Below are 24,026 nucleotides of genomic sequence, written 5' to 3' on the forward strand. Positions count from 1 at the left end.
TTACGCAACTACGAGGGCTATCTTTCAGCCGCATCTCAGGACGCCTGTGATGGCCCTTTCGCGAGCAAGCTCGCTCCCACGACGCTAATGTCCCGCGATTATTTATGCTCCAACGCAGCCCTCAACGCATCAGCACTGCCAAACTGTTGCTGGCTGACCAACTGCCCGTCGCGCAACTGTAACCACAGCACTTTATCGTCATCGCCTGCGTACTGCGGCACGATGCGCGCGTCTCGATCGAGCATTACGCGGTAGCTGTAATCGCGCATTTTGGGGATGGCGAACATTTTGGCGATGATGGTTGGCATTTTCTGGATGTCAGCGACATACACCGTGTGGCGTGATTCCAGAAAGCCTTTTGGCTTGTCCTGAAGGGCAGCGTTGACTAGTTTCGCGGCGTCCATGCTGCGTGCGACCAGCAGGGTTTGTGTCTGGTTGTTCAGGGTGTAGGGCTGGTCGTATTGATCGAGCAGTGTCCAGGAAGACAGACGCTCGCCGACTTGCAGGGCGTTGGCGGTGAGGGGCAGCAAGGCAAGCAGCAGAATGGGCAGAAGCTTCACAGGTCGATCCTCGATAAAAACGGCGCCTGCGGGCATTTTTTCGCAAGCGATCAAAAAATGAATTGCCAGTCTACACCCCTGCATTCACTCTTCCAGTCATGGCAACTTGAACGCTAAGCTTGGCCCTATGGATGACTCAGACTACCTGCGCCTGTTGACGATCCAGGCCGAACAAGCCAACGCCTTTCTTTCCAATGCGCGGAAGTGGGAGCGTGAGCGTTGGGTTTGTCAGCGCCTGTTGCAGGGGCTGAACATTGCGCATCGCAATGAGGACTTCACGCCTGCCAGTCAGGAGCCGCCGGATGTGCTGTTTCGTGACGGGCGCTTCGAGGTGTTTTTCGTGCTGGATGAGGGGCGGCGTCTCAATGACGAGTGGCGCGAGGAACTGGCGCGACGACGAAGTGCGTTCTCGTTGAGCCAACTGGTACGTCGGGAGGCCAAGCCCAAGCGGATTCCGGCCTCTGAACTGCTGCACCGACTTGCCCCTACCCTGCGCAAGAAATCCACCAATTATCGCGAACGCGGCATCGACTTGGGCGGGCTGGATATCATTGCCTTCGCCAGCCTCAAGCGCGAGGTGCTGGACCTCAACAGTCACTTTCCACCACCGACCGAATACCTGCGTCAGGGCTGGCGCTCGTTGTCGCTGGTGGGGCCGACCTTCGCTCGGGTATTGTTCGCGCATCCCGGCGCACCGGATTTTCTGCGTACCAATCTGGGGCGCAGTGTCGTTTTCGATGTTGGAATCAGTTTATGAGCCCCTTGCAGGAACTGCTGGCCGATGTGCCGCAACAAGGTCGCGTGCGCTGGATAGGCGTGCGTCCGCAATCGCGGGTCGAGATGATCGAGCTGGATGCCGTGGAAGCGCGTCGCGAAGCGGGTCTGACCGGCGATCACTCGCGGCCCGGCCCGCGCAATGCGCGGCAGGTGACGCTGATCCAGTGGGAACATCTGGCGGTGGTTGGCTCGTTGCTGAACCGCGCGGCGGATAACCCCATCGTGCCGCAGGATTTGCGGCGCAATCTGGTGATCAGTGGCATCAACCTGTTCAGCCTGAAGAATCGACGCTTCCGGATCGGTCAGGCGATATTCGAAACCACCGGCTGGTGTCAGCCGTGTGCGCGACTTGAGCAGCGCCTTGGTCACGGGACGTTCCAGGCGGTGCGCGGGCATGGTGGAATCACCGCGCGAGTGTTACAAAGCGGCATCATCCGCCTGGACGATACGCTGCAGGTCGAGCCGCTGGAAATCACCGATCCCTGGCCCCCTGCCCGACAGCACGCCTGAGACAACGGATAAATTGAGCAGACACCTGAACCCGGAACCGCAAAGGTGTGTCGAAGAGTACCTTCAGGCACACCGGCATCCAGTCGAGCGCAGGCCGCTCCTGAACCGGACAGTGTGGTGATGAACCCTTTATTGAGCCTTCTGACGCTATGAGCTGCCTTGCGCTCGCGAAGATCGAGCTCCCCCCGAATTCCTTAAACCTTCCGAGTAATCCTTATGACGCATCGTATTGTTATCGTTGGCGGAGGCGCTGGCGGTCTGGAGCTGGCTACCAGTCTGGGCAAGACCCTGGGCAAGAAAGGCACGGCCAGTGTCACGCTGGTTGATGCCAACCTGACGCATATCTGGAAACCGCTGTTGCACGAAGTGGCTGCCGGTTCGCTCAACTCGTATGAGGACGAGCTGAACTACGTGGCTCAGGCCAAGTGGAACAACTTTCAGTTTCAGCTCGGGCGCATGACCGGGCTGGATCGCGCCAGCCGCCAGATTCATCTGGCCGAGACGCTGGATGAAAACGGTGCAGAACTGGTTCCGGCACGCAGCCTGGGTTACGACTCGCTGGTCATCGCCGTGGGCAGCACCACCAACGACTTCGGTACCACGGGCGCGGCAGAACACTGCCTGTTTCTCGACAGCCGCAAACAGGCCGAGCGCTTTCACCAGCAACTGCTCAACCACTACCTGCGCGCCCACGCCGGCCAGGCCGACAGCGCACAGGAAATCACCGTGGCCATCGTGGGTGCCGGTGCAACCGGTGTCGAGCTGGCGGCAGAACTGCACAACGCGGCGCATGAACTGGCGGCTTACGGGCTGGGCCAGATCAAGCCGGAAAACCTGCGCATCACGGTGATCGAAGCCGGTCCACGGGTGTTGCCCGCGCTGCCTGAGCGCATCGGCGCGCCGGTGCACAAGACGCTGGAAAAACTCGGCGTGACGGTGCTGACCAATGCAGCAGTCAGTGAAGTGACGGCTGATGGTTTGATCACTGCTACCGGGCAGGTCATTCCGGCGAGCTTGAAGGTCTGGGCGGCAGGTATCCGTGCCCCGGCCTTCCTGCAGGAACTGGATGGCCTGGAAAGCAACCGGATCAATCAGTTGCAAGTGCTGCCGACGCTGCAAACCACCCGTGACGAAAATATCTTCGCCTTCGGTGACTGCGCGGCCTGCCCGCAAAAAGGCACCGACCGCAACGTCCCGCCGCGCGCTCAGGCCGCCCACCAGCAGGCGTCCTTGCTGGTCAAATCGCTGCGCTTACGGATCGAAGGCAAGACGTTGCCTGAGTACACCTACAAGGACTACGGCTCGCTGATCTCGCTGTCGAGCTTCTCGGCGGTCGGCAATCTGATGGGTAACCTGATGGGCAGCGTGATGCTTGAAGGCTGGCTGGCGCGCATGTTCTATGTATCGCTGTACCGCATGCACCAGATGGCGCTGTACGGCACCTTCCGTACCTTGATGCTAATGCTGGGCAGCAAGATCGGCAAAGGCACCGAGCCGAGGATGAAGCTGCACTAAGGTACGCCAGACGAGAGGCGTACGGGAGAACACCGCCGTGCCCGTGCTTCGCGTGGGCATGCCGTTCTGGACGCGCTGCGTTCGCTCTTGACTGTGCGACGCAGCGTAGAACTTGCGACGCAGAGCGTCGTGAAATGCATTCCCACGCTGGAGCGTGAGGACCGATCACCTCACTATCGTGCGGCGCTCTGCGTCGCATGCCATTCCGGACGTTCCGCGTCCTCTTGCGACGCAGAGCGTCGTGAAATGCATTCCCACGCTGGAGCGTGAGGAACGATCATCTCACTATCGTGCGGCGCTCTGCGTCGCATGCCATTCCGGACGTTCCGCGTCCTGTTGCGACGCAGAGCGTCGTGAACTGCATTCCCACGCTGGAGCGTGAGGAACGATCATCTCACTATCGTGCGGCGCTCTGCGTCGCATGCCGTTCCGGACGCTCTGCGTCCTCTTGCGACGCAGAGCGTCGTGAAATGCATTCCCACGCTGGAGCGTGAGGAACGATCATCTCACTATCGTGCGGCGCTCTGCGTCGCATGCCGTTCCGGACGCTCTGCGTCCTCTCCTAAGTGAATCCGACTGTTCTGCCAACGCGTTTGCTGCGCCGACTTGCGGTGCCCCGAATACCCGCTATTTTTAACAGGATCGGGTTGTGCGCCAAGCAATCGGACGGAAGGCTCTCGTACTGTTATCAAGTTTGTCTGCAGCGCGCAGATAACCATTGAGTCGTGTACAACGCTGCACTGTTCAGGGATCGAACCCATGATGTCGAATCAATTCAGTAGCACTCCTGCGCAACGTCATCCGCGTTTCATCTGGTTCTCACTCATTCCCGTCGTCCCCGCCATTGCCTGGATTCTCTCTCAGTTCGGCATGGGCACCGACAATCTGGTGGCTTGCGCTGCATTGCTGGTGATCGGTTTCGGCGCTTGTGCCTGGTCTGCCCGCTCACAGCAGAACGAAGTGCGCCACGCAGTGGCTCAGGCGCTGGACCATCATCAGGCACATAGCGCTCAAAGCAGCGCCATGGCCTCCAGCGCCCAGTTCAATGAAATCCTCCTTGGTGCCATGCCGATCTGGGCCAAGCAGGTCGAGAGCTCGCGCCAGCAGACCGAAACCGCCATCGTCGAGCTGAGCACGCGTTTCATGGGCATTTCCGAGCGCCTGCAGGAAACCGTGCAGGCGTCGCAGCACGCTGCCGGTGAACTGGACGGTCAGAACGCCGACGGTGCGCTGAAAGTGTTGTCGCAGAGCGACAGCGAACTAAGCCGGGTAATCGACTCGCTCAAATCCACCCAGGCCAGCCGCGACCAGACGCTCTCCCAGGTGCGCAGCCTCACCGCCTACACCGGCGAATTACGCACCATGGCCGCCGACGTTGCAGCGATTGCCGCACAGACCAACCTGCTGGCCCTCAACGCGGCCATCGAGGCGGCGCGTGCCGGTGAAGCGGGCCGTGGCTTTGCCGTGGTGGCCGACGCGGTGCGCAGCCTGTCGAGCAAGTCCAGCGAAACCGGTCAGCAGATGTCCGCCAAGGTCGACATCATCAACAACGCCATCACCCAGCTGGTGCAGGCTGCATCGAGCGGCGCCGATCAGGACAGCCATTCGGTGGCCGCTTCCGAGCAAAGCATTCAGAACGTACTGGAGCGCTTCCAGAGCATCACCGGTCGCCTGGCCGAGTCCGCCGACCTGCTCAAGCAGGAGAGCTACGGGATTCGCGACGAAATGACCGAGGTCCTGGTGAACCTGCAGTTTCAGGACCGGGTCAGCCAGATTCTCGCCCACGTACGCGACAACATCGACTCGTTGCACGCGCACCTTCTGCAGGCTAGCCAATCCCCTGATGAGGCGGTCGCCATCGACGCCCGGCAATGGCTGGCGCGCATGGAGTCCACCTACGCGACCGACGAGCAGCGTCGCACTCACCGAGGTGAATCGGCAGCACAGCAGGATTCGCAGGAAATCACGTTTTTCTAGGAGTAAATCATGGCTAAGAGTGTATTGGTGGTCGACGATTCAAGCAGCGTCCGGCAAGTCGTCGGTATCGCGCTGAAGAGTGCCGGATACGACGTTATCGAAGCCTGTGACGGGAAGGATGCACTGGGCAAGCTCACCGGGCAGAAAGTGCACCTGATCATCAGCGACGTGAACATGCCGAACATGGACGGCATCACTTTCGTCAAGGAAGTGAAGAAGCTGGCCAGCTACAAGTTCACGCCCATCATCATGCTGACCACCGAATCCCAGGAATCGAAAAAGGCCGAAGGTCAGGCCGCAGGCGCCAAGGCGTGGGTCGTCAAACCGTTTCAGCCGGCACAAATGCTCGCAGCGGTTTCCAAGCTGATCCTGCCCTGAGACTCAGGCCCCTGGAGGCCAGCATGCCCACGCCAGACGAGAGCACCAACGACACTGCACGCGTGCAGATAGACGGCGAGTTGACGATCTACACCGTGACCGAACTGGCCGCCAGATTACTGCCACAGATCGGCGCTGCTACACGCCTGGAGGTTGATCTTTCACAGGTCACCGAGATGGACGGCGCCGGCCTGCAACTGCTGGCAGTGATTCAGCGCGAAGCCGGCAAGACCGGGACTTCGCTGCACCTGACCGGGCAAAGCAAGGCGGTCAGCGAAACCTTCGAGTTATGTAATCCGGGTGTGGTGCTGTAGCGCGTCCATTTGCAGTACGGCCCAGTGATCGATCAAGGAAGTCATCGTGAGTATTAATCTCGATCAGGCACAGCAGACGTTCATCGTTGAAGCGCGTGAGCTGTTGCAGGCCATGGAGGAATCCCTCCTGCAACTCGAAAGCGAGCCCGGCGACCAGGACGCGATCGGCGCGGTTTTCCGCGCAGCGCACACCATCAAAGGCTCGGCCGGACTGTTCGGGCTGACGCCTATCGTCAGTTTTACTCACATCGTCGAAGACGTGCTGGATCGTCTGCGTGAAGGCAGCGTTTCGGTAAGCGCCGAGCTGATCGCCGTGCTGCTCAAATCCGGCGATCACATGCTTGAGTTGATCGACGTGGTTGCCAGCCGTGGCGAGCAGTTGCAGCCGCCTGCCCTGGAGCGTGAGGTGGCGTTGCGTCAGGCATTGCAGGTCTTCCAGGCACCGGCCAGCGCCGGGGCCGCTGACAGCACCAGTGCGTCGGTCGTCAGTGATGATGAACAGTCAGCTGAAGTGCTCTGGCATATCTCGCTGCGCTTTGGCGTGGATGTTTTTCGCAACGGCATGGACCCGCTGTCGTTCCTGCGCTACCTCAATACCCTGGGGCAGATGGTCCAGGTCACGACGGTAACCGACAGTATTCCGGCAGTTGAGGCGTGGGACCCGGAATCCTGCCACTTGGGTTTCGAGATCGATTTCCGCTCTGCTGCCGGGCACGCCGCGATCAACGAAGTCTTCGATTTCGTGCGTGAAGACTGCGCCGTGGAAATCACCCCGGTGAACGAGACGCCAGACCACCTTGAGCCTACCGGCACCGAACTGGTCTCGCAGCCCGAGCACAGCCCTCTGGTGGCCAGCGGCGAACTGCTGGGCGATCAGCGCGCAGTGCCTCGTACGCCCGCAACGGCAACGGCAACGGCAACCGTTGTAGAGCGCCCCGCTTCGGCCAGCGAGCAGAAAAACAAGGATGGCCGCTATGTGCGGGTCAACGCCGACAAGCTCGACGAGTTGATCAATCTGGTCGGCGAGCTGGTCATTGCCAGCGCTGGTGCCAGCCTGCTGGCCAAGTCGTGCGACAACGACCCGCTTCAGGAAGCCAGTTCCACCGTATCGGGGCTGGTCGAGCAGATTCTGGATGGCGCGCTGCACCTGCGCATGATCCCCATCGGCGATACCTTCAATCGCTTCCGCCGTGTGGTGCGCGATGTCAGCCAGGAACTGGGCAAGGACATTGACCTGATCATCAATGGTGCGGAGACCGAACTGGACAAGACCGTCGTCGAAAAGATCGGCGACCCGCTCATGCACCTGCTGCGCAACTCCATGGACCACGGCATCGAGAGCGCCGAAGCACGTCGCGCAGCAGGCAAACCGGCCAAAGGTCATTTGAGCCTCAACGCGTACCACGACTCGGGCAGCATCGTCATTGAAATCGCCGACGACGGGGCCGGACTCAACCGCGAGCGCATCCTCGACAAGGCCCAGCAACGCGGACTGGTGGCGGCCGGCGCAAGCCTCACCGATCAGGAAATCTACAACCTGATTTTCGAGCCAGGTTTTTCCACTGCCGAGGCCGTCACCAACCTTTCGGGGCGCGGTGTCGGCATGGACGTGGTCAAGCGCAACATCACCTTGCTGCGCGGCACGGTGGATCTGGACAGTCAGCCCGGTCAGGGCACCATCGTGCGCATCCGCCTGCCGCTGACGCTGGCGATCATCAACGGTTTTCTGGTCGGTATCGATCAGTCGACGTACGTAATCCCGCTGGACATGGTGCAGGAATGCATCGAGCTGGACGAACACAACCGGCAGTTGACCCGCGACAGCGGCTACCTGGACCTGCGTGGCGAAGTGCTGCCGCTGGTCTACCTGCGTGACCACTTCAATCATGAAGGCCCGGCCGCCAGGCGCCAGAACGTGGTGGTGGTGCGTTACGCCGAGCACAAGGCCGGTCTGGTGGTCGATGACCTGCTTGGCGAGTTCCAAACCGTTATCAAACCTCTGGGCAAGCTGTTCGGCGCGCTGCGCGGCATCAGCGGCTCGACGATTCTGGGCAGCGGCGCGGTGGCGTTGATTCTCGACATACCCGCCCTGCTTAACCAGATCGTACACATGGAGGCCCGCTCGACCCAGGCGCCTCAATCCCTGTTGCCCACTTCTCGCTGACGGATTCGCAATTCCCAAGGAGTTACTTCAATGAAATGGTTCTACGATCTGAAGATTTCCACCAAGCTGATTACCTCGTTTCTGGTGGTTCTGGCGTTGACCGCGGCCATGGGAGTCTTTGCCATCATCCAGCTCGGCCAGGTCAACCAGGCCGCTCAGGACATCAAGGAAAACTGGATGCCGTCCATGCGCGCGGCTTCGGGCATGCGCTTCTTCGCCGCCAACTATCGCTTGAAGGAAAACCGCCATATTGCAGCCGACACCGCCCAGGAAAAGGCGCAGATGGAGCTTGAAGCCGCAGACTCTCGCAAACAGTTCGAAACCCGCCTGGCCACCTATGACAAGCTGGTGGTCAGTGACGAAGATCGCCAACTGTTCAATGGCGTTACCTCGACATGGGCTGCGTACCTCAAGAGCAGCAACGAGTTGTTCGACATGTCCCGTCAGGGCCTCGAAGCCCAGGCACGAGCGCTGCTGAAGGGCGAGTCCAAAACGCATTTCGACGAAGTGACCAGTCAGTTGCAAAAAATGGTCGAGCTCAACGACGCCGGGGCGACTGCTGCTGGTGACAAAGGCACCACGCTGTACGAAAACGCACGCATCTCGATCGTCGTCGTGCTGGTTGCAGCCTTGTTGATCGGTCTCGGCCTGGCGCTGTTCATCGCCCGGATCATCTCCCGCCCGCTGAAAGAGGCTGCAACGGCCGCCGAGCAGCTGGCAGAGGGCAACCTCAACGCCCACATCGGCCACGGTTCCAAGGACGAGACCGGCATGGTGCTCAACGCCATGCGCAACATGGTCGGCAAGCTGTCGCACATCATCGGCGAAGTGCGTAATGCCGCCGACAACCTGGCCAGTGCCTCGGAAGAAGTCAGCGCCACCGCTCAGTCGATGAGCCAGGCCACCAGCGAACAGGCCGCCAGCGTCGAAGAGACCAGCGCGTCGGTCGAGCAGATGAGCGCCAGCATCAACCAGAACACCGAGAACGCCAAAGTCACCGATGGCATGGCCAGCAAGGCCGCCAAGGAGGCCACCGATGGCGGAGAATCGGTGCAGCAGACCGTTGTGGCGATGAAGAAAATCGCCCAGCGCATCAGCATCATCGACGACATCGCTTACCAGACCAACCTGCTCGCCCTCAACGCTGCCATCGAAGCCGCGCGTGCCGGCGAACATGGCAAGGGGTTTGCGGTTGTGGCCGCCGAGGTGCGCAAGCTGGCCGAACGCAGCCAGGTGGCCGCGCAGGAAATCGGCGAGTTGTCGTCGAGCAGCGTGGACATGGCCGAGAAGGCCGGCAAGTTGCTGGACGAGATGGTGCCCTCGATCAACAAGACCTCCGACCTTGTGCAGGAAATCAGTGCCGCGTCGGAAGAGCAGGCAGCCGGTGTGGCGCAGATCAACACTGCCATGACCCAGCTCAACCAGGTCACCCAGCAAAACGCATCGAGCAGCGAAGAACTGGCGGCCACAGCTGAAGAAATGAGCAGCCAGGCCGAACAACTGCAACAGGCCATGAGTTTCTTCACCCTCGACGCATCGCCACGGGCCGTCGCGCAGAACGCTACGTTCGACAGCCGCAACAGCCCGAACCGTCAGCCTCCGCGCCCTCCACAGCAGGCTCCGCGCAAGGCATTTGCGCAAAGCATGGCGGGCGCCCCGGACGAATCGGAATTTACCCGTTTCTGATTGCCGGCTTCGATAGAGACTCCAAGGGAGAACGACATGGGCTCATTGGTCACGACTCGGCAGACCGCAGCGACGGTCGAAGAAGAGGCGCAGTACCTGACTTTCATGCTCGGTGGCGAGATGTTCGCCATCGGCATTCTGGGCATCAAGGAAATCATCGAGTACGGCAGCCTGACGGTGGTGCCGATGATGCCCGCCTTCGTGCGCGGGGTGATCAATCTGCGCGGCGCGGTGGTGCCGGTGGTCGATCTGTCGGCGCGCTTCGGGCGGCAGAACTCGGATATCACCCGGCGTTCGTGCGTGATCATCATCGAGGCCAACAGCGAGGACGGCCAGCCGCAGGACATCGGTCTGCTGGTCGACAATGTCTCGGCGGTGCTGGAGATTCCGGCGTCGCAGATCGAGCCGCCGCCGAACTTCGGTGCGCGAATTCGCGCCGACTTCATCAGCGGCATGGCCAAGGTCGACGGCAAGTTCGTGATCGTTCTTGAGGTCGACCGCGTGTTGTCCATCGATGAAATGTCCAGCCTTGCCGAGGCAAGCCAGTCGCTGCCGCCCGACGTCGATGCGACGTGAGGTCTGCACATGCCTGATACAGCGTCGCTCACCGATCGCGAATTCGGCCAGTTCCAGAACTGGCTGTACAACGCTGCGGGCATCAAACTGACGCTGGCCAAGAAAGCGCTGGTCGCCGGCCGCCTGTTCAAGCGTCTCAAGCATTACGAGCTGGACAACTATGGCGAGTATTTCAAGCTGATCATGAACGATCAGCGCAACGGCGAGCTGCAAGTGGCGCTGGACCTGCTGACCACCAACGAAACGTATTTCTTCCGCGAACCCAAGCACTTCGATTTTCTGCGTCAGCAGGTGCTGCCCAAGGTCACGCACGGCAAAATGTTCCGTATCTGGAGCGCTGCCAGTTCGTCTGGCGAAGAGCCCTACAGCCTGGCCATGACCCTGGCCGAACAACTGGGCACAACCCCTTGGGAAGTGGTCGGCTCGGACATCAGTACCCGCGTGCTGAGCAAGGCGCGCAGCGGTCACTACCCCATGGAACGCACCGAGACGTTACCGCAACCTTTGCTGTTCAAATACTGTCTGAAAGGCATAGGTCGCCAGGAAGGGACCTTCCTGATCGACAAGTCGTTGCGCAGCCGGGTCAGTTTCGTGCAGGTCAATCTCAATGACACCCTGCCGGATCTGGGCGAGTTCGACGTAATCTTCCTGCGCAACGTGATGATTTATTTCGATCAGGAAACCAAAAGCAAAGTGGTGGCGCGGTTGATCCCGCGTCTCAAGCCAGGAGGCTATTTCATCATCAGCCACTCAGAAAGCCTGAACGGTGTAAATGACATGTTGAAAATGGTCTCCCCTTCGATTTACCGCAAACCATGAACACGCCTGTCGGTGTAGCCGAAATAGTGCTGGGGCCTGGCGAAGTGGTCTTTCAGACCCGGCCGACTCGCCTGCGCACGTTGCTGGGTTCATGCGTGGCGATTACCTTCTGGCACCCGTGGCGGCGTATTGGCGGCATGTGCCACTTCATGTTGCCCGGGCGCATACGCAGGCATCAGCCACTGGACGGCAGGTACGCTGACGAAGCGATGGAAATACTCATTCGCCATGCGCTGGCCAATGGCACCCTGCCGGAGGAATATCAGGTCAAACTGTTTGGCGGCGGCGAAATGTTTCCAGCTCATCGCCATGACCCGCACATGCAGAACGTCGCTGACAGCAACGTTCATGCGGCGCTTGCGCTGGCCGAACAGCACCGCTTGAAGCTGATGGCTCAGGATCTGGGCAGCACCGGCCATCGCAGCATCATCTTCGACCTGTGGGACGGAAACGTATGGGTCAGGCACCAACCAATGGAAGCAATGGAAAAAGATGCCAAACAAAAAAATCAGCGTACTGCTGGTCGATGATTCGGCCGTGGTACGCCAGGTGCTGGTGGCCATTCTCAACGACACCCCCGATATTCACGTGATGGGTGCGGCGTCAGACCCGATATTTGCCATGAGCAAGCTCGCTCAGGAATGGCCGGACGTCATTGTGCTGGACGTGGAAATGCCGCGCATGGACGGCATCACCTTTCTCAAGAAGATCATGAGCGAGCGGCCGACACCGGTGGTGATCTGCTCGTCGCTGACCCAGAAAGGCGCGGAAACCTCATTGCAGGCGCTGTCTGCCGGGGCGGTGGAAATCATCACCAAGCCCACCACCGGCCTGAAGAACTTCCTCATCGATTCGGCTGCCGAGCTGGTTGCAGCAGTACGCGCAGCAGCCAACTCCAACGTCAGGAACCTCGGCAAGCGCACCGCCGCCCCGGTGCTGACCCCGGCCAGCAAACTGACCGCCGATGCCATTTTGCCGGCTGCCAGCGGCCATGCCATGGCGCAGACCACTGAACGCATCGTCGCCATCGGCACCTCGACAGGCGGTACACAGGCACTTGAAGCGGTTCTGACGGCCCTGCCCCGCGTCTGTCCCGGCATGGTCATCGTCCAGCACATGCCGGAAAAATTCACCGCATCGTTCGCCGAACGCCTGAACAGCCTGAGTCAGATCGAGGTGCGCGAGGCCAGAAACAACGACCGCATCCTGCCCGGCCTCGCGTTGATCGCCCCCGGCGGCAAACACATGATGGTCACGCGCAGCGGCGCCTACTACCACGTCCAGGTCATCGACGGCCCGCTGGTCAACCGCCATCGTCCTTCGGTGGACGTGCTGTTTCGCTCGGTGGCCAAATTCGCCGGCAAGAACGCCACCGGCATCATCATGACCGGCATGGGCGACGACGGCGCACGCGGGCTCAAGGAAATGCTTGATGCCGGCAGCGCGACAGTGGCTCAGGACGAAGCCAGCTGCGTGGTATTCGGCATGCCCAAGGAAGCGATCAAACTGAACGCGGCGCAGCGGATCATCCCGTTGCAGGAGATTCATCAGGTGATCCTGCACCGGTGAACCCGAAGCTGTCGCCGTGCAGCCAGCGTTTCTTTCGACACTCACATTTCACTGTAGAAACCCCGGGCGCACGGCAGCGCTCAGAAAAACAGCCTTATCGGGCCCACGATGGTGTCAGCAAAGCCTGATGGCCAGCGCTGGACCTGGATGACCCTGAAGCCCCGTCAGAGAATGAGACCAACTGGAAAAAAGGCTCTGCCTCCAGGTTCCTGTGCTGATTGGAAGTCCCTGATCTGTTGCTTTTATGCTCATTGCGGTAAGACGCATAGCTCCAGTGCCCAGGGGAGACATCGGAGTCCGGGCGATGGCTGCTCTGCCTCACACCGGCGGCGCTCAACTCCTGTTCGATACTGCTGATCATCCCCCTCATTTTGCCCATGTACTCTGGGCTGTAGGTGTTATCTGCACGGTCAGGCTTGGCGTAGATTGTGAACTGAGCGCCCAGCGCCACACGCTGCTTTGCCGCCGGCATCTCTGCCTGCAGGCACTTCATGTCAGTCACTTTCCACGAGTCCACCGGGCTGTCGCTCGCCTGCAGTATTTTGCCTATCGCATTGAATGCGTTCGGTACATCCTCAGGCGCCACGCTGAGGTGGATCTTGTCTCCGGCAAACTCTCCCTTGCAGTTCGGCTCCAGGCGATCCATATGGATGAAGACTTCAGACCCCGTCATCTTGAAATGATTGGCGGCAGTCCAGCCACCGTGATTTTCGCCCAGCGCGCTTTGCGCGACGTCATAAGTGGGGGCACGGTGATTAACGGCAAAACGTGTCTGTGTGTTGGCACGCACTTCGCTCTGATTCAAACGGCGCAATTCTGCACCTGCATCCTTCTTCACAGTCGGCTGGGCAATTGCCGTATTGAGTTTTAAATTGAAGGCGGGTCTGTTGATAGGCATAGCTTTTATACCTGCTACTTATCGGTCATGAAAAAAGGGGGTTGCGCAGATAGCGCAGCCTCTGCGCAATCTCTCCAACTCGCCGCTCTGCACTGGTCGTTGACGACCTCGCAGATAGCTGCCCGCTGAGTGGTCAACAGGCACATCAGGTTCCATGAAACAGGATCAGGAAAACTGATCGCCTTTCGAGAAACCGACATCGTGTTTGATCTTGCCGTTCTCGAACTGGTCCATCCATGGCAGCACATCGGCACCGGCCGCTTTCAGGGCGCCCATGTTGTCTTTCACGGCCTGGTTGGCGCCGTCGCGCTGTTCGAAGTTACCGCCTCCGGTCCAGTTGGCGTTGCCGACTTCACCGATTTGCGGCTTGAAGCCCGCGCTCGTAAGCGCCTTGATCTCCGATGACAGACGCGAGGAGGCATCAGCACCGCTGGCGTACTCATGGATGCTGCCGATCAGGCCAGGGTTGTTGCTGCCGTTGGCGGCTTTCAACTGATCAGCGTATTTGACCAGTCCGCTTTCCCCGCCGGCTGTCAGACCACCACCCCAATTGCTGTCCTCCACCACGATGTCGCCTTTGTAACCTGCGTCGCGGGCGGATTTGATCAGCGTGCTCTGCATATCGGCCCAACCTTGAGTGGCACTCTTGCCGCCCTCATTGAACGTATCGAGTACAAAACTCGGATGGTTTCCAAGGGCAGATACCACGTTTTTGACATCGTCGGCGGCTTGTCGGAGCTTGTCGCCGGACAAGACGTTGCCACCACCGCCATTGGCGTTGTCACGAAACGTAAACTGAATCCTGACCCCTTGTTTGTCGCCGGCATGGACCATCGCCTTGAGCTTGGCCATTTGCGCCGGGTCATTGATCTGGTCATGGGTCATCTGGATGCGAAGTGTTTCCCCTCCGGCATTTTTCACATCTTCGACCATTTTTTGCGCTGCCTCAGGAGACGCAATTCGGTCAGGAACCGTATTCGCGCCGCCATGAGAACCCAAGCCAGTGTTATTGAACGGTTGGGCTTGATTTGACTGCTCAGACAGTCCTGAGTCTGGCGTCGAACTGGCAGCGCTGCCGGTAGAAGCAGAAGCTCGACCTGGCCCGGACGAAGCGGGGGACGGGTTCTCGGAAGGGTTATTTGCAGAAGAATTACTTGCGGAAGAATCACCGAGCAAGCGTTTCAGCAGCGCCTGAATCAGCGTCGTCAACGCCTCGATCAAGTCACTTTGATCGCCCCCTCCTGCTCGTCCATTCCCGGCGGTGGCGGTTGTCGGCGCGCCATTCCCCCAACTCACCGTGTTCGGCGCGTGCCGGGTACTTTCCGGAGGAAGAAAGTGCACGGCATTGCTCGACGATTTACCTGAATAGTCCGGACTCGGAGCCTGGTTGCCCGATGAAACAGGGGACCACCCCGGGCTGTTGTTGCTTACAGAGGTATTCATACTCATTTCATTACTCCTTTTTGTGGAGGTAACGCGTTTGGGTGAACGGGTTTTTGTGCAGGGCTTCAGAAATCCTCTTTATCGTCTGTCAGCGCTCAAGCAGAGGGAGATTCATTAAAAGGGGCCCTTTAGATAAGCCCGCTCTGCGTCTCGCAAGATGGCAATATCCACGGCGTTGGGTAGCAGTCTTTTGGCCTCGGTAATGTTTGCCAGCTTGACGCTTTGAGATTCAAAGCCCATATCGGACGGTGTTCCATCGATCCGTTTGGCAAGGTAATAACGAGTTCGGGATGTTGTTCGGTCGTAGTCACCGATGAAGCCGTGGAACTTCACCAGAAGCCCCGTCTCTTCGTAGACTTCCTTGAGTGCATTGGTCCTCAAGTTCAAACCGGCTTCCTGCTTTCCCTTGGGAAAAGCGTGCGTTGCGCCGAACGGGTGATTGGTCGGCTCGGTGATCCACACCCTGCCGTCGGGCTCAAAAATGATCGCTCCACTGGCGGGAGCAAGGTGCTGGGAACGCTTAAATTCCGGCTCTGTGAAGTTGACCGCCCGGGTTGTAAATCGGCGCCAGCCATCCATTGTGTTGGGGGGCGTAAATGATCTGAACGGCAGGTTGTTCATGCTGCCACGTACAGCGCTGTGGGGTACAAAAACGGCTGTGGCGTATCGATCACGCCACGTATCCAAAGCGCTGGGAGACGTGGGATTTTTAACAGTGACAACATTGCCGCGCTCGTTCTTTTGGCGATGAATATAAGGAAGCGTCTGCTTCATATCGACCAGCCACTTCTTCCGACTGATCAGTCTTTTACCGAGCTCAATGCGTTCGCTGTGATTGCCAGGACCGTGCTCTGCGCAAAGTGCGGCAATACGCGCATCCGGTATTTTTTCTATCGCTGCAATACCCTCGCGGATGTCATTACGCTCGATGTTCCGAAAGACGCGACTGGACGAATTGTCTTCACGAGACAGCATCGTGACCAGTTCCATGGGCGTGGTACCGAACTGATTACCCTTGTGCTCCCCTTGGGCGCGGAAAACCAGCGCGCCGCCAAGGTCGATGCGCACAGGTTTGTTACGGTGATTGAAGATGACATTGTCCCCCGTCAGACCGATGACATCCCAGTTCGCCAGCCAGGCATCCACAGCAAAGCCGCACTTCAACTGGCTATTTTTTGCCAGCGTATCGAGGTCTTTGGGGTTCCCTACTATCAGTTTTGAAATCAGTGCGGGCTTGCCTTTGCGGGACGCCAGCTCTATGTCAGGAACATCGATTCCTGCGGCACGGTACAGCCTGGAGGCAAGCACCTCGTTTCGAAGCCTATTGGCAGACGGGTTGGTTTTCACATACCACTTAACGCCATTGGGCGCTTGAAACAATCCACCTGGATTAGAGCCCTTGGCGCCAGAGAGTTGTTTCCATTTGTCAGTCTCGACGAGAGCGAATTCACCTCCCCTCTTGGACCGTCCTAAAACCGTCATGTCGACGACAATGAACTCACCGCTCCGGCGAGCCTGCGTAATCTCGTACCGGTTGGTGATATCCAGAATGACTTCATGTTCACTCTTGCTGGCCACCGATAACGGCAACCGGCTCTCACTGAGTGTCACCCCCTTCGCACCACTGTGGTTGAGCGCGGGAACGGCAGGCATCGCTTTCAGTACAAAAAGAACCGGTGTTTCTTTTTTCCTGTTCGCGTTCACCAGCGCAAAGCCTTGCGAAACGGCTGACACTGTCGAGGCACTGGCCACCCCGGTCGCGGTGTAAACGCCTTTAACCACGCGCAGGCCGTGAATAAGACCATGGGCTATTTCGCGACTGCGGTAACCCTTGGAGGTATTCAGTAACAGCGACGCAGTCTCATCATCCAGAGATATCCCCCGATAAAGCACTTTAGGGTGATCCGACTCGGCCAACTCAATGGAGTAGCGCGGTATGGCGGCCCTCAGATCCGCAAATTCTTCTTCGGTTGTTTCAGAGGCCGTGTACTTCTGCAGCAGTCGCATGAACTCTTTGCCGTCTATCGAATCCAGTACGCTGTCCTGCCGCCCCGCCAAACGACACTCTTCAACAGTATTGAATTGCTCCACTGGAACTCCCTTGCCTCGCCCTCGCGAAACAAAGTTGGGCACTTTATTACTGGCAGGCCCCAGTGCTGAGGTACTTTGAGCGTTTGAAAACCCAAGGTGACTGAAATTGTGTTTTACGGGATTTATCATTAAGCCCTCCTGAACGTTCGTCTTGCGGCACGCGATGAACATTCGTCCCTGGAGTTACAGGCATCAGGACCGTTATCAGACTTGAATGCCATCAACCGATACTCACAAGGCAAATAGCCACTTTTCGGGTTGATCCACTCATGGATAACGCCTGCTGATAATGAAGAGACCCGAGAAAGCAGCCAGTCGCTATCACCGAGAGAATATTGAAAATAAGCAGAGCTTATAATTGGCTGAATGGCATTCATCGCAAACACTCATCGCCCGCATTTACTGGAAAATTGAGTAAATGAGTGTCGCAGTGTGCTGTGCGGTTCCATTAAGCAAACAAGAGGGACTTCTTCAATGGAGAACCATCACTGTAAGTGATCGACATTCGTGGCGAATGTCTTAAAGCCAATGCAATGAATACCTAAGCTACTTGCGTGATCGTAGTGTGTGAAGTGATCAGACATAAGTCATACGACAACATATACATAATGCGCCATATTCAGTGACCCACTAAAAGCTCCAGACCGCACACATTTGCCCGAGCAGAGCGTGTCGCCAACGTGCAAAAGGTTAACGAGATCTGGCCGACCAACGCCCCACATGGATTTTTTCGACGTCACCCGCAGAGAAAATCGTCGGGCTGTTCGGGCACGCATGAGAAGATACCGGCACCTCACGTCAATGCTTCGTTTTTCAGGTATAAAATCCGACCGCCATGACCAGACCCGTAACACTTCAGGATGTCGCCAACCATGCCGGCCTTTCCAAGGCTGCGGTGTCGCGCTACCTGAATCGAAGTATCAGCCTGCCGCCGGAGACCGCGAAACGTATCGACACGGCGATCAAGGCGCTGGACTACCGGGGCAACAGTCTGGCCCGGCGCCTGAGCAAAGGCGGCAGTGAGACCATTGGTCTGGTGCTGCCGGACATCGCCAACCCGTTTTTTGCCGAGCTGGCAGACGCGGCCGAGGAAGAGGCGTCCGCCAACGGGTATAACCTGGTGCTGTGTGTCACCCGCAACCTGCTTGAACGTGAAAGCACCTTTGTGCGCTGGCTGGATTCACGTAACGTCGATGGCTTGCTACTGGTCAGCAACCGTCCGGACGACGGCACGCTGGCCAGTCAGTTGGCGAGCTACCGCAATATCATTCTGCTCGACGAAGACGTTCCCGGCACCTCGCAGCCCAAAGTGTTCGCCGACAACCATCAGGGTGGTCGCCTGGCGACTGACTATCTGATCCGCCATGGCCATCGACGCATCGCTCATGTGTCCGGGCCGTCGGCCTTGATGAGTGCCCGCGAGCGCTATGCCGGCTACCGGGAAGCGCTGGCGCTGGCGGGCATCGCAGAGGTGCCGGAATACCTGTGCTTCGGGGATTACAGCCGTGAGTTCGGGCGTATCGCAACCGCTCAGCTGCTCACCCTGCCCCACCCTCCGGAGGCGATTTTCGCCGCCAGTGACTTCATCGCTCTGGGCGTACTCGATGTCCTGCGTGAGCGCAATATCAGCGTGCCCGGCGCCATGTCGCTGGTGGGGTTCGACGACGCCGTGTATGCCAGTCTGCTGACCCCACCGCTGTGTACCATCCGCCAGTCCTCCAGGGAGCTTGGCCGTCTCGGCGTGGCGCAATTGCTGCAGCGCATGGCGGGCGGCGACTGTACACAGGACGTCGTGCGCGTACCCGTAGAGTTGATCTGCCGGGGCACGGTAGCAACGCGCAGTGACTGATTGCGGGGCAACCAGTAACACCCGGCCTTAAATCGGTGCACTGCCATCGGCATCCTGAAAAGCCGATGATTGCGGAAAACTGTGGCGCATCAAGGACGTACGGTGACTGGCCGGGATCGTGAAAAAAATGGCACACAATCTGCTTTCTCCAGTTCTCAAACCTGAAGACAAAGCTCATTTGTCTTTTTTTTGAAACGGCTGGTAAACCGGTTTACCGATCTGATTTGCCGCACCGGCAAACAGACTAGGAGGATGGCAATGCTGCGTTTTAGCAAGCGTTTCACCCTGACCCTCGGCGCTGTTCTGGCCTTGGCGTTGTCACCCATCATTCAGGCCCAGACCGGCAAACGTCTGGCTCTGGTACAGGTCAACCAGCAGGCGCTGTATTTCACCCAGATTACCCAGGGCGCACAGGCTGCGGCGAAAGCTGCCGGAGCAGAGCTGGTGGTGTTCAACGCCAACGACAATCCGTCAGCCCAGAACGACGCCATCGAGGCCTATATTCAGGACAAGGTCGACGCCATTCTGGTCTGCGCCATCGACGTCAACGGTATCAAACCTGCGGTCACCGCAGCTGCGCAGGCGGGAATCCCGGTGGTGGCAATCGACGCTGTGATTAATGGCGACAATGCCGTACAGGTCGGCGTGGATAACCGCGAGGCAGCCCGACAGATCGGCCAGTACACCGGCGAATACATCAACCGCGAACTGGCGGGCAAGGCCAGCATCGGCGTGGTCGGAGCCCTCGGCTCTTATGTACAGAATCTGCGTCTGGACGGTTTCCGCGAGGGCCTGGCAAAGACCGCCAGCCAGGCGAAGATCGTCAATACCGTCGACGGTAACAATGTGCAGGACACCGCCCAGGCGGCGGCGGAAAACCTGCTGACCGCCAACCCTGATCTGCAGATCATTTATGCCACTGGCGAACCCGCCCTGATTGGCTCGGTTGCCGCGAGCATGTCGCAAGGTGCGGGCGAGCGGGTCAGGATTTTCGGGTGGGACCTGTCCTCTCAGGCAGTGCAGGGTCTGGATGACGGCTCTGTCGCGGTGGTGGTGCAACAGAACACGCAGGCCATGGGCAAGACGGCGGTGGAGTCGGCACTGGCACTGTTGTCCGGAAAAACCGTGGCTCGCGAACAGAGTATTCCCGTCACGCTGGTGACCAAAGCCAACCTGGCAGCCTATCGCGCCGAATTCAAATAAGGGGCTCAGCATGCAGACGCCTGGCGAAGTGCCTCGGGTACAGATGAGTGCCATCACTAAACACTATGGCTCGATAGCCTCGTTACGCGGTGTCGACCTGCTGTTGCAGCCCGGTGAAGTGCTGGGGCTGGTGGGCGACAACGGCGCAGGCAAATCCACGCTGACCAAGATTCTGTCAGGTGCGGAGTTACCCACCAGCGGACGAATCGCCATCGATGGCGAGGAAGTCAGTTTCAGCGGTCCGGCAGATGCACAGCGCTGCCATATCCAGATGGTGTATCAGGACCTGTCGCTGTGTGACACCGTCGATGTGGCCGGAAACCTCTTCATGGGCCGCGAACCGATGCGCCGCGTGCTCGGCGTGCCATTGCTCGATGAGACGCGCATGCACCGCGAAGCACGGCAGATTCTTGAAGCATTGGGCATCACCATTCCGGATACCCGCGCGCAGGTACGACACCTTTCCGGTGGCCAGCGCCAGGCCGTTGCGATTGCCCGCGCGGCCGCCTTCGGGCCTAAGGTTCTGATCATGGACGAGCCCACCGCTGCCCTCGCGGTAGCCGAAGTCGAAGCGGTGCTGGAGTTGATTCGTACCATCAGCCGCCAAGGCGTCAGCGTGATTCTGATCACCCACAGGTTGCAGGACCTGTTTCTGGTCTGTGACCGCCTCATGGTGATGTATGACGGCGCCAATCTGGCCGAGCGAAGGATCGCCGACACCGACCTCAACGAGGTCGTCGAACTCATCGTCGGGCACAAATTCACTGCCCGCTCCGCTAGCGCCTGAAAGGATATGACGCCATGAAAACGCTCGATCTCACGCGCCAACGCATTCTGCCGCAGTCGCTGTTCAAGCGCCTGCTGCACGACTTTCCCGGCGTGGTCAGCATCGGCCTGTTTTTCGCCCTGTGCTTTGTGCTGTTCGCGCTGGTGACCGATAACTTTTTAAGCGGTGCCAACCTGCTCAACGTTATCCGGCAAAACGCGCCGTTACTGATTGTCGCGGTGGCGATGACGCTGGTGGTCACCACCGGCGGCATCGACCTGTCCGTTGGCTCGACCCTGGCGCTGGTCGGTGCGCTGGCAGCCATGGCGCTCAATGCCTGGCATTTGCCCTGGCCGCTGGTTCTGCTCGGCGGGCTTGCCGTCGGCGCGATGATCGGGGCGCTGAACGGCTACTTCATCGCCTACGCGGGCATCCCGGCCTTTATCGTCACCCTGGCCACCCTGACCATTATTCGTGGCCTGGCGATGCTGCTGACGCAAGGCTATTCGATCCCCGTTCCACGCGAGGAAGCAGCGTTTCTGGCCTTGGGTCGCGGCTGGTTTCTCGGCGTGCCGCTGACCGCCTGGCTGGCCTTGCTGGTCACACTGGGCGGGGTGTTGGTGCTCGGCAAAATGCGCTTTGGCCGCTACCTCACGGGTATCGGTGCCAACGCTGAAAGCGTGCGCCGTGCCGGGGTGAATCATCGCGGGGTGCTGCTGCGGGTCTACATGCTCAGTGGCATGGCGGCCGCCCTGGCCGGCATGATCGTCACGGCCAGGCTGGGCAGTGGCTCCTCGAATCAGGGCGAAGGTTTCGAACTGGAAGTGATTGCCGCCGTGGTCCTCGGCAGCACCAGCCTGTTCGGTGGCTTCGGCACGATTGTCGGCACACTGTTGGGGGTACTGACCATGGCAGCGATCAAGAACGGGCTGATTCTGGCCCACGTCTCACCGTTCTACACGCAAATCGCCACGGGCCTGATCGTACTATTGGCGATCTGGCTGAACACACGCATTCTACGTACCGGCCGCCCACTCGGGAGGGCTGGAGCATGAGCCTGTTTCGTCATCCTTCACCCCTTCCACTCGGCGTCGACAGCGGCCATGCCATGACGGTGCTGGGGCCAATGCCGGTCGAGCGCCTTGGCGTCACTTTGATGCACGAACACATTCTGCTCGACGCATCGGGCAAATGGGTCGCACCCAGTTGCTGCGGCGAACGGCACCTGGCCGAGCGCCCGGTGAGCATCGAACTGCTCGGCGAGCTGCACATGAACCCGCTGGTCAGCCGCGACAATTGTCAGTTGTTCGATGTCGACCTCGCGTGCGAAGAACTGCTGAAGTACCGGGCGCTGGGCGGGGAAACGGTGGTCGATCCGACCAATCTGGGCATCGGCCGCGACCCGCAGGCCTTGCAGCGGATTTCCCGTCTGACCGGCCTGAATATCATCATGGGTGCCGGTTTCTATCTGGAACCCTCGCACCCGCATTACGTGCACGAACGCTCGGTTGAACAACTGGCGGAGCAGATCATTCATGACGTGGGCGGCGGTGAAGAGAAGCCCGAGGTGATTGCCGGCCTGATCGGCGAGATTGGTGTTTCTGCCGCGTTCACGGCTGACGAAGAAAAATCACTGCGCGCCGCAGCCCGTGCAAGTGCTGCGACCGGCGTGCCGCTCTCGGTGCACCTGCCTGGCTGGGAGCGCCTCGGCCATCGGGTACTGGACATCGTTGAGGCTGAAGGCGCCGACCTGCGCCATACGGTGCTGTGCCACATGAACCCTAGCCACAGCGACCCTGCGTATCAGCATGCGCTGGCGGCACGCGGCGCGTTTCTGGAATACGACATGATCGGCATGGGTTACTACTTCGCCGACGAGCACGCGCAGTCGCCCAGCGATGAAGAAAACGCGCGGGCCATCGTCGCTCTGATCGAGCACGGCTTCGGCTCGCAGGTGCTGTTGTCTCAGGACGTCTTTCTGAAAACCATGCTGACTCGCTATGGCGGCCATGGTTATGGCTACCTGCTGAAACACTTTGTCCCGCGCCTGCGCCGTCATGGCGTTACCGGTGAACAACTCGAAAACCTTTTGATCGACAACCCGCGCCGGGTCTTCCAGCGCGGCTTCCAGGCTCCTTTTTCATCGCAGAGGAATGCAACGTCATGAAACAGTCCGTATTGCTGGCTGGCGAATCATGGGTCAGCACGTCAACCCACATCAAGGGCTTCGATCAGTTCGACAGTGTCACCGCGCACAATGGCGCACGGCGTTTGCTTGCGGCGATGGCAGACAGCGACTATCAGATCACGCAGATGTGCGCCGATCAGGCACAGACCGACTTTCCGGCCACGGTTGAAGCACTCAGTCAGTATCAGGCGGTGATCCTCTCCGACATCGGTGCCAATACCCTGCTGCTGCACCCGGACACCTGGCTGCGTGGCAAGCGTACGCCCAACCGCCTCAAAGCTCTTCGCGAATACGTCTTGCAGGGCGGTGCATTGATGATGGTCGGCGGCTACTTCAGCTTTCAAGGCATCAACGGCGGCGCGCGCTACCGCGGAACGCCTGTCGAGGAAGTCTTGCCTGTGCGTTGCCTGCCTTACGACGATCGTGTCGAAGTGCCGGAAGGCTTTCTGCCGCAGATCAACAGCGATCACCCGATACTGCAAGGCCTGGGCGGCGAATGGCCGTACCTGCTTGGCTACAACGAAGTTGAGTTGCATCCCGAAGCTCAATTGCTGGCCACGGTCGAAGGCTCTCGGCACCCGCTGCTTGCCGCGCGTGAAGTCGGTGCAGGTCGCACGCTGGCCTGGACCAGCGACCTTTCCGAACACTGGCTGCCGGAAGCTTTTCTCGACTGGGAAGGCTATCGCCGCTTCTGGATCAACAGCCTGGACTGGCTGACCCGCCGTACCTGACCGGAGGCTCCG

At 59.4% G+C, this 24,026-nt stretch carries 22 protein-coding genes; 18 read left to right on the forward strand and 4 right to left on the reverse strand.

The window, feature by feature from the left end; genetic code table 11:
* Positions 1–98 precede the first annotated feature (98 nt).
* Positions 99–560 (reverse strand): hypothetical protein, encoded by a 462-nt coding sequence (locus BLR16_RS24855; RefSeq protein WP_058397529.1) that lies wholly within the window; start codon positions 558–560, stop codon positions 99–101.
* Positions 561–687: 127 nt separating this feature from the next.
* Here BLR16_RS24855 and BLR16_RS24860 point away from each other — a divergent pair, with 127 nt between their 5' ends.
* The 12 genes from BLR16_RS24860 to BLR16_RS24925 all read left to right on the forward strand — a co-directional run bounded on the left by BLR16_RS24860 (position 688) and on the right by BLR16_RS24925 (position 12,845).
* The gene (locus tag BLR16_RS24860; RefSeq protein WP_003345130.1) at positions 688–1,317 is read left to right on the forward strand and encodes a DUF1780 domain-containing protein; all 630 of its coding nucleotides are present in this window, start codon (positions 688–690) and stop codon (positions 1,315–1,317) included.
* Positions 1,314–1,847 (forward strand): MOSC domain-containing protein, encoded by a 534-nt coding sequence (locus tag BLR16_RS24865; protein WP_003317783.1) that lies wholly within the window; start codon positions 1,314–1,316, stop codon positions 1,845–1,847. The genes BLR16_RS24860 and BLR16_RS24865 overlap by 4 nt, the downstream gene beginning before the upstream one ends.
* A 216-nt stretch (positions 1,848–2,063) precedes the next feature.
* The gene (locus BLR16_RS24875; RefSeq protein ID WP_074809134.1) at positions 2,064–3,362 is read left to right on the forward strand and encodes an NAD(P)/FAD-dependent oxidoreductase; all 1,299 of its coding nucleotides are present in this window, start codon (positions 2,064–2,066) and stop codon (positions 3,360–3,362) included.
* A 1,143-nt stretch (positions 3,363–4,505) separates the two neighbouring features.
* Positions 4,506–5,339 (forward strand): methyl-accepting chemotaxis protein, encoded by an 834-nt coding sequence (locus tag BLR16_RS24885; protein WP_370661173.1) that lies wholly within the window; start codon positions 4,506–4,508, stop codon positions 5,337–5,339.
* 9 nt (positions 5,340–5,348) lie between these two features.
* The gene (locus tag BLR16_RS24890) at positions 5,349–5,717 is read left to right on the forward strand and encodes a response regulator (RefSeq protein ID WP_002553206.1); all 369 of its coding nucleotides are present in this window, start codon (positions 5,349–5,351) and stop codon (positions 5,715–5,717) included.
* Between the two features lie 23 nt (positions 5,718–5,740).
* Positions 5,741–6,031 (forward strand): STAS domain-containing protein, encoded by a 291-nt coding sequence (locus BLR16_RS24895; protein ID WP_092194505.1) that lies wholly within the window; start codon positions 5,741–5,743, stop codon positions 6,029–6,031.
* 46 nt (positions 6,032–6,077) lie between these two features.
* Positions 6,078–8,195, forward strand: coding sequence for a chemotaxis protein CheA (locus BLR16_RS24900; protein ID WP_074809131.1), 2,118 nt, complete (start codon positions 6,078–6,080; stop codon positions 8,193–8,195).
* Positions 8,196–8,225: 30 nt separating this feature from the next.
* Positions 8,226–9,881 (forward strand): methyl-accepting chemotaxis protein, encoded by a 1,656-nt coding sequence (locus BLR16_RS24905; protein WP_054082221.1) that lies wholly within the window; start codon positions 8,226–8,228, stop codon positions 9,879–9,881.
* Positions 9,882–9,917: 36 nt separating this feature from the next.
* Positions 9,918–10,457, forward strand: a complete 540-nt coding sequence (locus tag BLR16_RS24910; protein WP_005745466.1) for a chemotaxis protein CheW — start codon at positions 9,918–9,920, stop codon at positions 10,455–10,457.
* 9 nt (positions 10,458–10,466) lie between these two features.
* A complete protein-coding gene (locus BLR16_RS24915; RefSeq protein ID WP_003371237.1) occupies positions 10,467–11,276 on the forward strand; it encodes a CheR family methyltransferase in 810 nt (269 codons plus the stop codon).
* Positions 11,273–11,806, forward strand: a complete 534-nt coding sequence (gene cheD, locus BLR16_RS24920; RefSeq protein ID WP_003371235.1) for a chemoreceptor glutamine deamidase CheD — start codon at positions 11,273–11,275, stop codon at positions 11,804–11,806. Before BLR16_RS24915 ends, cheD begins: the two co-directional genes overlap by 4 nt.
* On the forward strand, positions 11,769–12,845 hold the full coding sequence (locus tag BLR16_RS24925) for a protein-glutamate methylesterase/protein-glutamine glutaminase (protein WP_003430751.1): 1,077 nt from the start codon (positions 11,769–11,771) through the stop codon (positions 12,843–12,845). Before cheD ends, BLR16_RS24925 begins: the two co-directional genes overlap by 38 nt.
* Positions 12,846–12,939: 94 nt before the next feature.
* Here the strand turns inward: BLR16_RS24925 and BLR16_RS24930 are convergent, their stop codons facing one another.
* The 3 genes from BLR16_RS24930 to BLR16_RS24940 form a co-directional block, all read right to left on the reverse strand.
* Entirely contained in the window at positions 12,940–13,743 is an 804-nt protein-coding gene (locus BLR16_RS24930; protein WP_003430753.1) for a type III secretion system effector phosphothreonine lyase, read from the reverse strand.
* A gap of 165 nt (positions 13,744–13,908) precedes the next feature.
* Positions 13,909–15,192 carry a cellulase family glycosylhydrolase gene (locus BLR16_RS29395; RefSeq protein ID WP_074809129.1) on the reverse strand — a complete coding sequence of 428 codons (1,284 nt, stop codon included), beginning with the start codon at positions 15,190–15,192 and terminating at the stop codon, positions 13,909–13,911.
* A 108-nt stretch (positions 15,193–15,300) separates the two neighbouring features.
* Complete coding sequence (locus BLR16_RS24940; protein WP_161437953.1) at positions 15,301–17,406, reverse strand: NUDIX hydrolase; 2,106 nt, start codon at positions 17,404–17,406, stop codon at positions 15,301–15,303.
* Between the two features lie 706 nt (positions 17,407–18,112).
* On the opposite strand from BLR16_RS24940, the gene BLR16_RS24950 reads away from it, so the two are divergent.
* The 6 genes from BLR16_RS24950 to BLR16_RS24975 all read left to right on the forward strand — a co-directional run bounded on the left by BLR16_RS24950 (position 18,113) and on the right by BLR16_RS24975 (position 24,014).
* Positions 18,113–19,126, forward strand: a complete 1,014-nt coding sequence (locus tag BLR16_RS24950; RefSeq protein WP_003430758.1) for a LacI family DNA-binding transcriptional regulator — start codon at positions 18,113–18,115, stop codon at positions 19,124–19,126.
* Positions 19,127–19,384: 258 nt separating this feature from the next.
* Positions 19,385–20,329, forward strand: a complete 945-nt coding sequence (locus tag BLR16_RS24955) for a substrate-binding domain-containing protein (protein ID WP_003371225.1) — start codon at positions 19,385–19,387, stop codon at positions 20,327–20,329.
* Positions 20,330–20,339: 10 nt separating this feature from the next.
* Positions 20,340–21,116, forward strand: a complete 777-nt coding sequence (locus tag BLR16_RS24960) for an ATP-binding cassette domain-containing protein (RefSeq protein WP_003371222.1) — start codon at positions 20,340–20,342, stop codon at positions 21,114–21,116.
* Between the two features lie 14 nt (positions 21,117–21,130).
* Positions 21,131–22,150 (forward strand): ABC transporter permease, encoded by a 1,020-nt coding sequence (locus BLR16_RS24965; RefSeq protein ID WP_003371220.1) that lies wholly within the window; start codon positions 21,131–21,133, stop codon positions 22,148–22,150.
* Complete coding sequence (locus tag BLR16_RS24970; RefSeq protein ID WP_044310429.1) at positions 22,147–23,262, forward strand: phosphotriesterase family protein; 1,116 nt, start codon at positions 22,147–22,149, stop codon at positions 23,260–23,262. Before BLR16_RS24965 ends, BLR16_RS24970 begins: the two co-directional genes overlap by 4 nt.
* Positions 23,259–24,014, forward strand: a complete 756-nt coding sequence (locus BLR16_RS24975; RefSeq protein ID WP_044310430.1) for a glutamine amidotransferase — start codon at positions 23,259–23,261, stop codon at positions 24,012–24,014. The genes BLR16_RS24970 and BLR16_RS24975 overlap by 4 nt, the downstream gene beginning before the upstream one ends.
* The last annotated feature ends 12 nt before the right edge of the window (positions 24,015–24,026 follow it).

Origin of the sequence: Pseudomonas sp. BS3767 (genome assembly GCF_900099665.1) — a bacterium.
In the GTDB taxonomy this organism is placed as follows: Bacteria; Pseudomonadota; Gammaproteobacteria; order Pseudomonadales; family Pseudomonadaceae; genus Aquipseudomonas; species Aquipseudomonas cerasi.

Coding starts and splice junctions, on each gene's coding strand:
- BLR16_RS24860 (WP_003345130.1), top strand. CDS start 688: ATGGATGACTCAGACTACCTGCGCCTGTTGACGATCCAGGCCGAACAA.
- BLR16_RS24865 (WP_003317783.1), top strand. CDS start 1,314: ATGAGCCCCTTGCAGGAACTGCTGGCCGATGTGCCGCAACAAGGTCGC.
- BLR16_RS24875 (WP_074809134.1), top strand. CDS start 2,064: ATGACGCATCGTATTGTTATCGTTGGCGGAGGCGCTGGCGGTCTGGAG.
- BLR16_RS24885 (WP_370661173.1), top strand. CDS start 4,506: ATGGGCATTTCCGAGCGCCTGCAGGAAACCGTGCAGGCGTCGCAGCAC.
- BLR16_RS24890 (WP_002553206.1), top strand. CDS start 5,349: ATGGCTAAGAGTGTATTGGTGGTCGACGATTCAAGCAGCGTCCGGCAA.
- BLR16_RS24895 (WP_092194505.1), top strand. CDS start 5,741: ATGCCCACGCCAGACGAGAGCACCAACGACACTGCACGCGTGCAGATA.
- BLR16_RS24905 (WP_054082221.1), top strand. CDS start 8,226: ATGAAATGGTTCTACGATCTGAAGATTTCCACCAAGCTGATTACCTCG.
- BLR16_RS24910 (WP_005745466.1), top strand. CDS start 9,918: ATGGGCTCATTGGTCACGACTCGGCAGACCGCAGCGACGGTCGAAGAA.
- BLR16_RS24915 (WP_003371237.1), top strand. CDS start 10,467: ATGCCTGATACAGCGTCGCTCACCGATCGCGAATTCGGCCAGTTCCAG.
- cheD (WP_003371235.1), top strand. CDS start 11,273: ATGAACACGCCTGTCGGTGTAGCCGAAATAGTGCTGGGGCCTGGCGAA.
- BLR16_RS24925 (WP_003430751.1), top strand. CDS start 11,769: ATGCCAAACAAAAAAATCAGCGTACTGCTGGTCGATGATTCGGCCGTG.
- BLR16_RS24930 (WP_003430753.1), bottom strand. CDS start 13,743: ATGCCTATCAACAGACCCGCCTTCAATTTAAAACTCAATACGGCAATT.
- BLR16_RS29395 (WP_074809129.1), bottom strand. CDS start 15,192: ATGAGTATGAATACCTCTGTAAGCAACAACAGCCCGGGGTGGTCCCCT.
- BLR16_RS24940 (WP_161437953.1), bottom strand. CDS start 17,406: ATGATAAATCCCGTAAAACACAATTTCAGTCACCTTGGGTTTTCAAAC.
- BLR16_RS24950 (WP_003430758.1), top strand. CDS start 18,113: ATGACCAGACCCGTAACACTTCAGGATGTCGCCAACCATGCCGGCCTT.
- BLR16_RS24955 (WP_003371225.1), top strand. CDS start 19,385: ATGCTGCGTTTTAGCAAGCGTTTCACCCTGACCCTCGGCGCTGTTCTG.
- BLR16_RS24960 (WP_003371222.1), top strand. CDS start 20,340: ATGCAGACGCCTGGCGAAGTGCCTCGGGTACAGATGAGTGCCATCACT.
- BLR16_RS24965 (WP_003371220.1), top strand. CDS start 21,131: ATGAAAACGCTCGATCTCACGCGCCAACGCATTCTGCCGCAGTCGCTG.
- BLR16_RS24970 (WP_044310429.1), top strand. CDS start 22,147: ATGAGCCTGTTTCGTCATCCTTCACCCCTTCCACTCGGCGTCGACAGC.
- BLR16_RS24975 (WP_044310430.1), top strand. CDS start 23,259: ATGAAACAGTCCGTATTGCTGGCTGGCGAATCATGGGTCAGCACGTCA.